Here is a 12,899-nt window from a genome sequence, read left to right as displayed (position 1 = left end):
TTACTCCTGTAGAAATCCGGTTAAAGGAGACGATGCCCGGGCCCGGCGGCTGGAACCGGCCATGCCGGCCTGATATGCCATCCGTCCGGCAGTGACGGCCAAAGAAAAGGCCTTGCCCGCCTGGACCGGGTCCCGGGCCGTGGCAATGGCCGTATTGACCAGAACGGCATCCGTCCCCATTTCCATGGCTTCGGCCGCCTGGGAAGGCCGGCCGATCCCGGCATCCACGATTACCGGAAGCCGGCTGGTGTCGATGATTCGCTGGATCATGGGTTTCATTTCCAGGCCCCGGTTGGAACCGATGGGAGATCCCAGCGGCATGACCGCGGCGGCCCCTGCATCATAGAGCTGCCGGGAAATGGTGATGTCCGGCATCACATAAGGCAGAACGATGAAATCGTCTTTGGCCAGAATTTCGGCGGCTTTCAATGTTTCATGATTGTCGGGCAGCAGATACTGCATGTCCGTGATCACCTCGATTTTGATGAAATCCCCGCATCCGGCCTCCCGGGCGATGCGGGCGATGCGCACGGCTTCTTCAGCCGTTCTGGCCCCGGATGTGTTGGGCAGCAGGGTCACATGATCCGGAATATGGGTCAGGATATTGTCCTGAGGGGATGCCTGAAGATCCACCCGGCGCAGGGCCACGGTAATGATTTCAGATCCGCTGGCCGAAAGCATGGGTCTGATCTGTTCGTTGGATGCAAATTTCCCTGTGCCCGTGAGCAGCCGGCTGGTAAAATTTCGGTGGCCCAGTGTCAGTGTATCCGCCATTTTCATCCCCCTCCCACAAATGATAAAAGTTCAATGGTATCCCCTTCTTTCAGCCGGGTTTCAGCCCAGGACGTCTGCCGGACCAGGGTATGATTGTGCTCGATGACCAGTGATGACGGATCCAGGTTTCGGGCTTTCACAAGGGCGAGAAGATCTAATGCCTGGGTGTGCGTCTCATCGCCGTTTAATCTGATTTTCATTCAACCTCCACAGTGTTTAAGTCCATAGGTTCACCTGAGGGAGGAAAAATGAAACGGGAATGCGGAGAAGAAAAGAAACCATTACTGGTGTGTTTGCACTGTCCCTACGCCGGTATTACCCGTATCAGGTTCCAAGGGTTGAAGCAGATGCTTCTCTCAGCCGGTGGCGGCACCCCCAGTGAACTGCGGGAAAATATAGCCCAATTTCCGACGGGTGTCAAAGGCATGAAAAAATTTTTATTGACAGGCCATTGTCTCAAGGTCTATGAATAATAGTAATAAATGAGAAAAAAGGCTGATTGGGTTTAATCATTCACCGGAGGCCTCATGAAAAAATCTCTTATTACAGCGCTTTTGGTCGGGATCGGAATCATTGTCGCATTCCCTTTATTCAGCATGACGTATTACACCATGGTGCGTACTTCCACGCCTGAATTCTGTGCCTCATGTCATGAGATCAAACCGGCCGTGGTGGCCTGGCGATCTTCCACTCACACCAATAACGCGTCAGGGGTGGTCGTTGACTGCATGGACTGCCATTTACCGGCGCCTCAGGATACGTTTGATTTTTTCTTTGCCAAAACCTACCATGGCCTGAAAGATGTTGTCGTGCATTTTTCCGGCAAAGAATATGATCGCAACGCGGTGCGCGAATTGGCTTATGAGGCGTTCAATAACCGCGAATGTGAAAAATGTCATCGAAATTTACTGCATATGCCCACCCGGCGGGGGGCCATGCTGGCACACCGGTCCGTGGTGTATGCGAAACCCGGGTATGAAAAAAAATGTATTGACTGCCATTATGACCTGGTGCATTCGGACAGAGGCCGGGTCATGTTTCGTCAAACCCGGCAGGTTCCCTACCAGGCCAAGGGATTGCGACAATTGTGAACAATTGATGAAACCTTAAATTTTTCAAGGGTCACTTAAAAGAAAGGAGCATAGCTTATGAATCGACTGAAGGTCTATTTTTCACTGGTGTCGCTGACAACGGCCTTGATGTGGACCGGTTTTGTCGCGATTGCACCTGCCCAGCCCAATTATGCCAAAGTCAAGGAATACCGGATTGAGCGCAGCGTGCCGCCCGAAGCCCAGGCCTGCATCGAATGTCACCGGGAGACCACCCCGGGGATATTTGCCGACTGGGCCAAAAGCCGGCACGCCAATGCCAACATCACCTGCCTTGACTGTCACCTGGTGCAACCCGGCGATCAGGATATCGCCCAGGACCATGTCAAATATTATGGCCGCTCTGATCTGCCCTGGGGAGAAGATAAATACAAAATGGATATTGCATCCATTGTCACGCCCAAAGACTGCTCCCGGTGCCACCCGGATGAAGCCATGCAGTACAGCAAGTCAAAGCATGCCAATACCATTGAAATCATGTGGAAAATCGATCCCTGGCTCAATGACGGCATGAACTCGGATAATGAGCGCAAGACGGGCTGTTTCAACTGCCACGGGACAGTGATTGAGATCGATGACAACGGCAAAATCGACCCGGCCACCTGGCCCAATGCCGGGGTGGGACGTCTGAATCTGGACGGCAGTAAAGGATCATGTACGTCGTGTCATACCCGCCACCGGTTTTCACTGGCGGAAGCCCGCCGGCCCGAAGCCTGTGACCAGTGCCATCTGGGGCCGGATCATCCCCAGATCGAAATTTATGAAGAATCCAAACACGGCACCATCTACCATGCGTATCAGGATGAATATAATTTTGATGCGGCCGGCGGTACCTGGACCCCGGGTCTGGACTACCGGGCCCCCACCTGTGCCGGGTGTCATATGAGCGGCAGTGGTGAGGTTTTGACCACCCATGATGTCACGGAAAGACTGTCATGGGAAACCCAGGCCCCGCTGACGGTCCGCCCCCAGGATTTCAAACCGTTTCCGGCCGCAACCGACTGGCAGACAGAACGTGACAAAATGAAAAACGTCTGCAGCGCCTGCCATGGGGATTCCTGGATCAATGATTTTTATGACGGGTTTGACAGGGCCGTGGAAGAATACAATGAAGTGTATTACAAACCGGCCAAGGCAAAACTGGATGTGCTTTACGAAAAAGGATTGCTGGACAAAACGAAATTTTTTGATGAACAGCTGGAACTCGATTTCTATGAACTCTGGCACCATGAAGGCCGCAGGGCCCGGATGGGCGCCATGATGATGGCCCCGGACTATGCGTGGTGGCACGGGTTTTATGAATGCAAATTTCAGTTCACCAATTTCATGAAAGAAGCCGACCATTTAATTGAAACCAATGAAAAAGCGCACATTGCCAGGGAATTTCCAAACGCCACGGGAGATCCGACCAAACCTGAGAAAATTTTCAAATAAGCGTCAATATCCATAAACCAAAGCCGCCGTTCAATCGATTTTGAACGGCGGCTTTGGCATTTTTCAGTTCAATAAATGTGAGATATTTTTTCTGTATTTTTTTTATGCGGTCATCCGTCTTATCGTTTGTATTCGGTCGGGGTCAATGATATTATCATAAAAAATTCAGCACATATAAGAGAGGTAGACCCAATGTCCAAATCAGAAGATGCAAAAAAAGCGGTAAAGAAAAAACCACAAAAAACAGCGAAAGAAAAAAAGCAGGAAAAACAGGAAAAAAAGAGGAACCGATAACCTGGCAGCAGTTTGTCTTAGCTTCCCTGAACCATACTGAAAGGCAGAGTGATCATACCTGCCTCACGCGTCTGGGTGGCGTGAGATACCGCTTGCATCCAGCAACAGCATTCCGGCTTTCGGCACGATCCGATGATCAGCCCACCATTTCCGGCGCAACGGTTTTGAATTTTTCCTTTGGCGCACCACATACCGGGCATTTTTTGGGTGCTTTTTTATCCGTTACATAGCCGCATACCTGGCAGACCTGATAGGCATTCACATCTTTTTTCATGGACTGGAAAATGGCGCGCTCATACAACTTGGCGTGATATTCTTCCGCATCCCGGGCCTGGGAAAACACGATTGCCGCAGCATTTTCACCGTCATCTTCCGCGTCTTTCAGAAAATCCGGATATTCATTTGTGCTGATGGACTTTTCCCGTTCAAAAGAAGCTTCCAGGTTGGTGTCCGTATCTTTGACAATCATATCTTTCAATAAATTAAGATTGCGCGTGGCATGCACCCGTTCCGCCTCGGCAATGGCACGAAACAAAAGTGCTATCTGCTGGTTTCCCTCTTCCGCTGCCTTGTCAGCATAGGCCAGCAGCCGGAAATAAGCTTTGGCTTCCCCTACAAATGCGGTTTGAACATTTTTTTGCGTTTTTTCTTTCATCTGTTATCCTTTGTTTTTTTATTCCTTCACCCAATGTCATTTAAAATTTCTTGCAAAATAAGTCAAGATTCAGGTTAAAATCAATGCCAAAAGGAAGCGTTGACACAAAGTGTCTTCGTATTGTAAACATAATAATGTTTTGGGCACTTGGATTGGGTCTTTTTTTAGAGACGTGTTTCCTGCCTGAAGTGTATCTTTTACTTGGAGGTAAGATTGTGATTAAAGAAGGAATCCTAAAAGAGATGTCCAGTTTATGCACCATCGCCGTCGTCACTCTGTGGATCGCAGTTTTTTTTGCCGGGCCGGTTTTCGCCGGACAGAAGCCTTCGGTGGATTCCTGCAATGAGATGGGCCTGCTCGATGTTACATGCACCGTTTGCAAGACCGGAGAGAAACTGGGGCTAATTACAGTGAAGGCTGAGTATGATCCGGATTACGGAGATTGCGGCCGGAGGTATCGCGAGGCACGCCAGAAGTGCGCGGAATTCTATGGACGCGAACTTTCTGAAACAGGGTGCAAATGGAGCCATTCCATGGGAGGGACGACATACAGAGGCTGGTATCCTGACTATTGTAACCACTAGTTATTGTGTCCTGATAAAGAGATTGAACCCGTCAGACAGGATTTTTTGCTGTTTTATGTTGGGTTCTTTTGCCGGATAAAGCCTTTTTGAAATACAGCCGCCTTGATGAGGAAAACAATTACTGCCAAAATCCAGAGCCAAGCATCTCCTATCCATGAATATGGTGTTCTCTGCTCAGGACAATATAGTTTTGCCTGCCTTGCTGTCCGTTCATTCATGGGAGTCAATGATTGAGCAAGTATCTCCCCTGTCGCAGCGATATGTGCCCCAAAACCGGAATTTGTACAGCGCACCAGTGGCCTGCGCTGCTCTACTGCCCGAAAGAGACTCAGAGCCAGATGAAATTCAGCCGCTTTGGCCGAGTCAAACCAGGCATCATTTGAGACATTGATCAACGCCTGGGCACCTGAAGCGACTCCCTGGGCGGCAAGTCCTGGAAATCCGCCTTCATAGCAGATTAAGGGCTGGATTTGTTTTCCTCCTGGCAAATCAATGAGAGACGGGCCATTGCCCGGGGAAAATTCCAGTTTTCGGCCCAGATAAGTTTTAAGCCAGGGAAAAAGGTCCTGAAAAGGTGTTCGTTCTCCAAAAGGTACCAGCTTGACTTTTCGATAGGCCAATCTGCAGGTATCTTGTCCAACCAGCCACAGGGCGTTGTATTTTTTGTCTATCTTTCGGCTTTTCTGTGTATGTCGCCCGGTTCCGTTCAATTGTTCGCCTGTGGTGTCAATCCAGGGATTGTTTCCATAATCAAACTCATTACAAGACAAAAGAATAGGGGCTTCAATTTTTACAGAGGCTGCGGCTACCCCCTGCATTTGAAAATCCTCACAAGCACAATTGATAGATTTAGGCACCTCCGGCCAGAGAACCAGGTCTGTGTCTGGCAATTCTTCTGCCGCTTGCCGGGTGGCCTTGACCAGCGCCCCGGTGGGTCCGGCAAAAGGTCCATCAAGAGCAATGCCCTCATAGCCTTTTATGGGGATATTGGGCTGAATGGAGGTAATGTTTATGAATTCAGCGGATGAGGCGTCTTCGGCAAGAGTATGGAAGTGATTAATCCGGTGCTGACCATAGATGAATATTCCAGCCAGCAGGACTAAAAGAAAAACACAAACCGGCAGAATTTTTTCCTGCCGGTAGAGCCGAACCAGAATATCCGCAAGCAGCCAGTTACAGAGCAGCAAAAAGAAATGAACCAGATGCACGCCACCCAGATCCGCAGTTTGGATGGCTATTGGCCAGGAATAAAGGGCATGGGCTAGGGAACCCGGAAAAATTTCAGTAAGAAGATATACCAGAAAAGTCAGCAACGAGGCGCAAAAAAAGGGGCCGGTTTTCAGCTTTTTATTGTTGACCCAGCCGCATAAAAGACCAAACAGCGCATAAGGCAGGGCCTGATACAGACATAAAAAAAACAGACCTGCCAAGGCTGCCTTAACAGACCAGTCCAGCATGTTCATCAGGCCGTTTATCGTCCACCAGGTGGAAACCAGCCAGGCGGAAAAACCGAAAATCAGCCCCAGAAGCAAGCCTTGGATAGGTCTTACATTACGTAAACCCAAAGCCAGGGGGACTAAAGAGACAAAGGCAAGCAAAGGATAGTCTGCGGAAGGAAGGCAGCAGCTAACCAACAAGGTGGAAAACAGGATCGAGATTAATCGCAACCAAGACGATTTTAACGTGCCGGCAATTCCTGGCAATTCGATGGGATCACTCGTCCCTTACCATTGTGCACAGGGGCAGTTGTTCCGGGGAGAATAGTTCTTCCAATCGGTCAAGCCGATCCTGTACTGCCACTTCATGCCGACGTCATTTAACGGAATCCCGTAAGCGTTGGAGCACCGGCTGCGGGCCTGGTCTTTGCTCGGCAGGCAATCCTTGTTCCAGTCGTCGTATGCTGCCTGCACGTTGATCTTTCCCAGGTACTCGCCGGTTGCGCAGTTGAAGCATTGCACGTCGATCATTCCAAGATCTATGCATGACTCAGCCGACGGATTGCTCTGGGCATTAGACGGATGAGCTGAAAGAATCATGATGGCTGAAAATATTCCGACAATGAAAACCCTTTTACACATGTGATGCATGATCCTTCCTCTTTCTTTCATCTTTTACTCCATTATACTTTCTCTTATATAAGCTCACCATTTTTTATTTATATCAGATTAAAATTTAAGACAAGAAAAAATCATTACCATTCATCAAAAATTGGAACTATGGAGTCTGTCTCATCTTTTTCGAGTCATGCCTTGACATGGTGTAGACGGGATAGTACATCCTGATACAAAAAAGCAGCAAGACAAGGTTAACCGAAAAGTTTCTGTGGCTGAAAAATACACGGAATGGGTTTTCGGTCGGTGATATGAGAATGAGTTTATGAGAAAAAACCCCTATGGTTCGCAGATGCGCATGGTCTTTGTTGTGGTTGTATCAGTCCTTTTCTTTATGACCGGTCATGCCCTGGCTGGTGGAAAGCTGTCTTCCCTGGAAGAAGAGGCCGCAGGTGCCGCTCCCATGGAAATGACCCTGGCCGAAGCGGTCAACGTGGCACTCAGGTCCAACCGGACCATCAAAAGCGCTTTTTTGACCCGGGTGGTCCAGAAATTCGATCTGGCCGTGGCCCGGGACAAGTTCAATCCGGATGTGAACCTGAATGCCACAGCCGGATATTCCGGTTCACAAGCCCAGATATCGGACCCGAGCACCAGTGAATCATCGTCGAACCTGAGCCTGACCACTACGGCCACGGCCTCCAAGCGTATTGAGACCGGCGGAACATTCACCTTTTCCTGGAGCCGCGCAGACGAACTCTCTAACAGCAGCGGATCCGCCGAGAACCGTTCTGCCGCGAACAACTGGACCGTCAATTTTTCCCACCCCCTGCTCAAGGGCGCCGGGGTGGCAGTGAACACCGCATCGGTCACCTTGGCTGAATTAAGCGAACAATCCAATCTCCTCAGCCACAGGGATACCATCATTTCCACGGTCAACAGCACCATCCAGGCGTTCCGATCCTATGCCAGAAGTGTGCGATCCTTAGATATCAGCAGCGCTTCCCTGGAACGATCCAGGGCCAACCTGGAAATGAACCGGCTGCTTATTTCCCTGGGCCGGATGCCGGCCAATGAAATTATCCAGAGTGAATCCGATGTATCCAACCAGGAGTTCTCCCATGAGGTGGCCCTGAACAGCATGGCCAATGCGAGAATTTCCCTGCTCAAAGTGCTGGACCTACCTCAGGACACCCAGATTCTGCCAGTGGAAGAGACCGACATGTCACCGGTCCACCCGGACCTTGACGACTGCCTGGCCCTGGCCTTTGCCAATCGATCGGATTATTTGAATGCGAAAATGGCTGTTGACCGGGCCCGAATAAACCTGGTCCTGGCCCGGGACAATAAGAAATGGGCACTTGACCTGGTTTCGGGATATACATACAGGGATAACTACCACCGGATATCAGCCGATATGGACAACCATGCCTGGCAGGTAGGCCTTAATCTCCAGATTCCCCTGTACGGAGATATGACACGGGAACAGACCCTGCTTTCGGCTGAAACCTCCCTGAAACAAACGCAAATCCATCTTGAGGAGATCCGCCAGAATATCGCCCTGGAGGTCAGGGACGCGGTCCGTGAAGTGGAAACCCGGCTCAAACAGGTGGGTATGGCAGAGCGCTCCAGGAAACTGGCTGAAAAAAAACTGGCCGTGGAAAAGGAGAAGCTGACCCTGGGAAGGACCACCAACTTTCAGCTGGTTTCCTTTCAAAATGATCTTGTGGACAGGCAGAATGCGGAACTCAACGCCAGGGTCGACTACCTGAACGCACTCACGGCCCTGGATACCATCCTGAGCACCACCCTGAAAACCTGGCGGATCGATTATAACAAGGAATATGACCGATGGCCCGGAAAATAGCCTTTTATCAGCAGATTGTCGAGAGCATGGATGAAGGGGTCATGGCCCTGGACACCCAGGGGGAGGTCATCCTGTTCAACGATGCAGCAGCCAGGATTCTGGACATGGACCCTGAATCGGTCCGGGGCAGGCCCTTTGGCCAGGTCTTTATGATGGATATGGAGGGAAACGACCTCTTTTGTGATACCATTCTCAATGCCGTTTACAAATCTGGCGTGGGCCTGACCGATACCATGGAATTCACCCGCAAGGACGGGGATGTCCGGGTGATCTCCATGTCCACCTCCTATCTCAAAACCCTGGCCGGTGCGGACGGGAAGGGCAAGGATGAGGCGGGGACCGACCAAGGAGGCGATGGGGTGGTGGTCGTACTTAACGATATCACGGAGATCAGCCGAAGCCGGGAAAAGGAAAAGGCCCTGAATCACGAGCTTTCTGCGGCATTTCTCCAGATGGAGGAGAGTAAGAGACGTCTTGAAAGGGCCTTGAAAAAGGTGAAATGGATCCGGTTCTTCATTGTCTTTGCTGTGGTGGTGGGGTTGTCCGGAACGGCCGGTTTTCTCTGGTTTAATGGGGATCTGTCTTCTGCTCTTTTCTCAAGCGAAACCGCTGGTCCACATGTGCCCGGCCAGGGTATGGTTACGGCAACGGTGACGAAACAGCCTCTGACAGCCGCTATCTCCCTGTCGGGATCCGTCGCCCCTCTGGAAGAGATCAATGTTGTGGCGCCTTTTGAAGGAAAGATCAAGGGAAAATATTTTATTTATGACCAAAAGGTGGAAAAAGGCGCCCCCCTGGTCCTCATGGACACCACCAGGCTGGAAGTGGAGCTGAGGCAGGCCAAATCCTCTTATATCAAGGCTGAGCAGAGTTTCAAGCAGGTTTTGGACTGGGAAAAAAGTGTTGAAGTTTCTAATGCCAAACGAAATTTTACCAAAACCAGGATCAGCCTGGATGCTTCCCGCCGTAAGCTTGAGGAGAGTCGACTTCTCTTTGAAAAAGGCATCATCGCAGGGTCTGAACTCAAGTCGGCTGAATCGGATTTCACCAACCAGCAGATGGATCTCAAGGCTTCTGAAGAATCTCTGGCCAGTGTCCTGGACAAGGGAAGCAAAGAAAACGTGGACATTGCCCGGATGGAACTGGCCAATGCCCGGGTCAACCTGGAAGAGATTCAGGAAAAGCTGTCCAGGTCAAGGGTGGATGCCCCGGTATCCGGTATCATTCTCAAACCCGCCCGGCAGAACAGCGGCAAAGGCAGTGGTGGCAGCAAGACTCTGGAACCCGGGCTATCCGTCAGTCAGGGGGAAGTCCTGCTGACCGTGGGCAATCTGGACGGGCTGTCAGTCAAATCCAAGGTGGACGAGATCGATATCGGTAAAATCCAGTTCGGCCAGAAGGTCCGGGTGGCCGGGGATGCCTTTGCCGGCATTCCCTTGACCGGCCGTGTTCGACATATCTCGTCCAATGCCGTATCCACGGGGAATGAAGGGCCCATGTTTGATGTGGACGTGGCCATTGAAAACCTGACTTCGGCGCACCGCGAAAAAATTCGTCTGGGGATGTCCACCAACCTTGAAATCATGGTCTATGACAATCCAGAAGCCCTGGTTCTGCCCCTGGCCGCCGTCGAGGTTCGGGGCACCAGGAAATTCGTCAAGGTTTTGGAGGCAGGGGATTTGCTGGAGAGGGAGATCGTTACCGGATTGACCACTTTGGATGCCGTGGAGGTGGTCCAGGGCCTGGTCCAGGGAGATCTCGTCTATTATCAGCCCTTGATGGGCGGTCCCTCGAGATCTCACGGGGAGCTTTTGCGCAATTGATAAAAGGCTGTCCCGCCATAATTCGGGCTCAATCCCAAAACTGATAAGGAGTCAGTCAGAAAAAGCCTTATGATTGAATTAAGGGATATCCATAAATCTTACCAGATGGGGCCCGTGTCCGTGGAAGTTCTCAAAGGTGTTAACCTGAGCATCCGGTCCGGGGAGCTGCTTTCCATCGTGGGTCAGTCCGGATGCGGCAAATCCACCCTGATGAATATCATCGGACTGCTGGACAGTCCCAGCGCAGGCACCTATATCCTCGACGGTCAGCCTGTGGCTGAAATGAATGACAAGTCGCTGTCCGAGATCCGAAACAGGAAAATTGGCTTTGTTTTCCAGCAATTCAACCTGCTTTCCAAGCTGACGGCCCTCCAGAATGTGGCCCTGCCTCTGGTTTACCGGGGAAGCCCTGAGCGGGAGCGGATCCGGGCGGCACGAAAGGTCCTGGAAAAGGTGGGTATGCTGGACAGGGAACATCACAGGCCCACTGAGCTTTCCGGGGGTCAGCAGCAGCGGGTGGCCATTGCCAGGGCTTTGGTGGGTACGCCGTCCATCATCCTGGCGGACGAGCCCACCGGCGCCCTGGACCAGCAGGTGGGTCAGGAGATTATGGATCTTTTTGTCCGGCTCAACCAGGATGAGGCCATCACCATATTTGTTATCACCCATGACATGTCCATTGCCCGGCAGTGCAAGGGGTATGTCAGAATGCAGGACGGCATCATCCATGATCCTCAAGCCCAACATCATTGAAGCGGTTAACAGCCTGGTCAGTGCCAAACAGCGATCTATTCTTGCCCTGATCGGCATTGTGGTCGGTATCGGCTCGGTCATTGCCATGGTTTCGGTGGGCACCATTGTCCAGCAGGAAGCGCTGCGGCATTTCATGGAGATGGGGACGGACGTGATTACCATCTCCGAGTCCTTTTCCAGGGGCGGCCAGAGCGTCGGGAGAAAGAAAATACTGACTCTTGAAGTGGTTCAAGGGATTCCGGAAGTTTGCCCGGGGATTCGTCAGGTCGCTCCTTATTCCTCAGCCTATGAAACCCTTAAATTCCAGGGCAAAAAAGAAACACTGCCCGCACTGGGGGTAACGTCGGCTTTTATGGAAATTAATAAGCTCAAGATGAAAGAGGGGCGGTTTATCCACGACCTGGACCGGCACATGTTCTTTTGTGTGATCGGCACTAAAGTTGAAAAGATGCTCAAGTCCCAGGGTGTCAGGCAATTGTTGGGGACACGGATTTTGTACAAGGAAAAATATCTTTCCATCATCGGAGTGGTGGAGGAGGTTCCCATGGGCGGGATGCGTCCTTATGAGATCAACGAAGGGATACTAATGCCGATCTCTACACTCCAGCGCCTGTTCCGGGATGCCGAGATCAAGAATATCATCGGACGGACCCATGGAAATCTGCCCCATGATGTCATTGAAGGCCAGATCAAATCCTACTTTAACAGGCATGACAGCATCCCTGTGGATGTCCGCAGCGCAGAGGAACTGATCAATCAGATGCAGAAGCAGATGCGGCTTTTTACGTTGCTTCTCGGTACCATCGGCAGTATTTCTCTGGTGGTGGGCGGCATCGGGGTTATGAACGTGATGCTGGTGTCGGTCACGGAGCGGACCCGGGAGATCGGTATCCGGCGGGCCCTTGGTGCCAGGCAGGAAGATATCCTTTTCCAGTTCCTCATCGAATCGGTGCTGCTCTGCGTTATCGGTGGCTTTGTGGGAGTGGGTATCGGGGTCGGCGCTTCGTGGATCATCTCCTATTACGCGAACTGGCAGTTTTCTGTATGCTATGAAGCCATGATTTTGGGCGTCGGCGTGGCTGTCGGGGTCGGAGTATTCTTCGGAATCTATCCGGCCCGCCAGGCTGCCCGCCTCAGTCCGATTTTAGCCCTGAGATCAGACTGATCAGCAGGGGCATATTCACAGAACGCATTGTATCGTAAGGCTTGTGCTTTCACACATACCTGACTTATGGATTACTTCCAGCTGCCAGAAAAACCGTCCGGGCGGGCATCGATCTGCACCTTGCCCCTGGTGCATTCAAAAGGAATCTGTTTTACCTGAAAGCCCTCTTTTTCAGAAGTGAGTTCGGCTTTTTTCAGAAACATCACATGGACCGGGAAAGTCTGTTGGCTGCTCAAACCCTCCTGGTTTTGGTAGTATACCGTGACTTGAACGAATGAGAAAGGCTGCTCCAAGCCCTCGATACTCACACTGGCTTTGTGCACTGCCGGGCGCAACAAATGATGAAAGCCTTCAGCCGTCAGGTTTTAGCATAAAATTTCATATAAACAT

12 protein-coding genes and 1 riboswitch are annotated in these 12,899 nt (G+C 51.3%); of the genes, 6 read left to right on the top strand and 6 right to left on the bottom strand.

What is annotated here, in order from left to right; all coding sequences use genetic code 11:
• Both DPO_RS18920 and thiS read right to left on the bottom strand, forming a co-directional pair.
• Window positions 1–774: a thiazole synthase gene (locus DPO_RS18920; RefSeq protein WP_006967946.1), complete on the bottom strand. Its 774-nt coding sequence runs from the start codon at window positions 772–774 to the stop codon at window positions 1–3.
• Between the two features lie 2 nt (window positions 775–776).
• On the bottom strand, window positions 777–974 hold the full coding sequence (gene thiS / locus DPO_RS18915) for a sulfur carrier protein ThiS (RefSeq protein WP_006967945.1): 198 nt from the start codon (window positions 972–974) through the stop codon (window positions 777–779).
• 83 nt (window positions 975–1,057) lie between these two features.
• A riboswitch (TPP riboswitch) is annotated at window positions 1,058–1,161 on the bottom strand.
• Window positions 1,162–1,301: 140 nt separating this feature from the next.
• On the opposite strand from thiS, the gene DPO_RS18905 reads away from it, so the two are divergent.
• Window positions 1,302–1,865 carry a cytochrome c3 family protein gene (locus DPO_RS18905; RefSeq protein ID WP_006967941.1) on the top strand — a complete coding sequence of 188 codons (564 nt, stop codon included), beginning with the start codon at window positions 1,302–1,304 and terminating at the stop codon, window positions 1,863–1,865.
• 57 nt (window positions 1,866–1,922) lie between these two features.
• Window positions 1,923–3,317 (top strand): multiheme c-type cytochrome, encoded by a 1,395-nt coding sequence (locus DPO_RS18900; RefSeq protein ID WP_006967938.1) that lies wholly within the window; start codon window positions 1,923–1,925, stop codon window positions 3,315–3,317.
• Between the two features lie 430 nt (window positions 3,318–3,747).
• On the opposite strand, the gene DPO_RS18895 is transcribed toward DPO_RS18900, so the two are convergent.
• From DPO_RS18895 to DPO_RS18880, 3 genes are all read right to left on the bottom strand, one after another.
• Window positions 3,748–4,266 (bottom strand): rubrerythrin family protein, encoded by a 519-nt coding sequence (locus DPO_RS18895; RefSeq protein ID WP_006967936.1) that lies wholly within the window; start codon window positions 4,264–4,266, stop codon window positions 3,748–3,750.
• A gap of 637 nt (window positions 4,267–4,903) precedes the next feature.
• Window positions 4,904–6,553 carry an apolipoprotein N-acyltransferase gene (gene lnt, locus DPO_RS18885; RefSeq protein WP_006967934.1) on the bottom strand — a complete coding sequence of 550 codons (1,650 nt, stop codon included), beginning with the start codon at window positions 6,551–6,553 and terminating at the stop codon, window positions 4,904–4,906.
• A gap of 21 nt (window positions 6,554–6,574) precedes the next feature.
• Window positions 6,575–6,937 (bottom strand): hypothetical protein, encoded by a 363-nt coding sequence (locus DPO_RS18880; RefSeq protein ID WP_152427735.1) that lies wholly within the window; start codon window positions 6,935–6,937, stop codon window positions 6,575–6,577.
• Between the two features lie 289 nt (window positions 6,938–7,226).
• Between DPO_RS18880 and DPO_RS18875 the strand changes: the two genes are divergently transcribed.
• The 4 genes from DPO_RS18875 to DPO_RS18860 all read left to right on the top strand — a co-directional run bounded on the left by DPO_RS18875 (window position 7,227) and on the right by DPO_RS18860 (window position 12,509).
• Complete coding sequence (locus tag DPO_RS18875) at window positions 7,227–8,768, top strand: TolC family protein (RefSeq protein WP_006967931.1); 1,542 nt, start codon at window positions 7,227–7,229, stop codon at window positions 8,766–8,768.
• Window positions 8,753–10,591 carry an HlyD family efflux transporter periplasmic adaptor subunit gene (locus DPO_RS18870; protein ID WP_006967929.1) on the top strand — a complete coding sequence of 613 codons (1,839 nt, stop codon included), beginning with the start codon at window positions 8,753–8,755 and terminating at the stop codon, window positions 10,589–10,591. The genes DPO_RS18875 and DPO_RS18870 overlap by 16 nt, the downstream gene beginning before the upstream one ends.
• A 69-nt stretch (window positions 10,592–10,660) precedes the next feature.
• Window positions 10,661–11,344, top strand: a complete 684-nt coding sequence (locus DPO_RS18865) for an ABC transporter ATP-binding protein (RefSeq protein ID WP_006967928.1) — start codon at window positions 10,661–10,663, stop codon at window positions 11,342–11,344.
• The gene (locus DPO_RS18860) at window positions 11,319–12,509 is read left to right on the top strand and encodes an ABC transporter permease (RefSeq protein ID WP_006967927.1); all 1,191 of its coding nucleotides are present in this window, start codon (window positions 11,319–11,321) and stop codon (window positions 12,507–12,509) included. Before DPO_RS18865 ends, DPO_RS18860 begins: the two co-directional genes overlap by 26 nt.
• Before the next feature lie 71 nt (window positions 12,510–12,580).
• Here the strand turns inward: DPO_RS18860 and DPO_RS25275 are convergent, their stop codons facing one another.
• Window positions 12,581–12,847: a hypothetical protein gene (locus DPO_RS25275; RefSeq protein WP_006967926.1), complete on the bottom strand. Its 267-nt coding sequence runs from the start codon at window positions 12,845–12,847 to the stop codon at window positions 12,581–12,583.
• Between the last annotated feature and the right edge of the window lie 52 nt (window positions 12,848–12,899).

This window comes from Desulfotignum phosphitoxidans DSM 13687 (genome assembly GCF_000350545.1).
Classification (GTDB): Bacteria; Desulfobacterota; Desulfobacteria; order Desulfobacterales; family Desulfobacteraceae; genus Desulfotignum; species Desulfotignum phosphitoxidans.
Note: the sequence above shows the minus strand (reverse complement) of the source record. Positions and strands in the feature narration are given on the sequence as shown.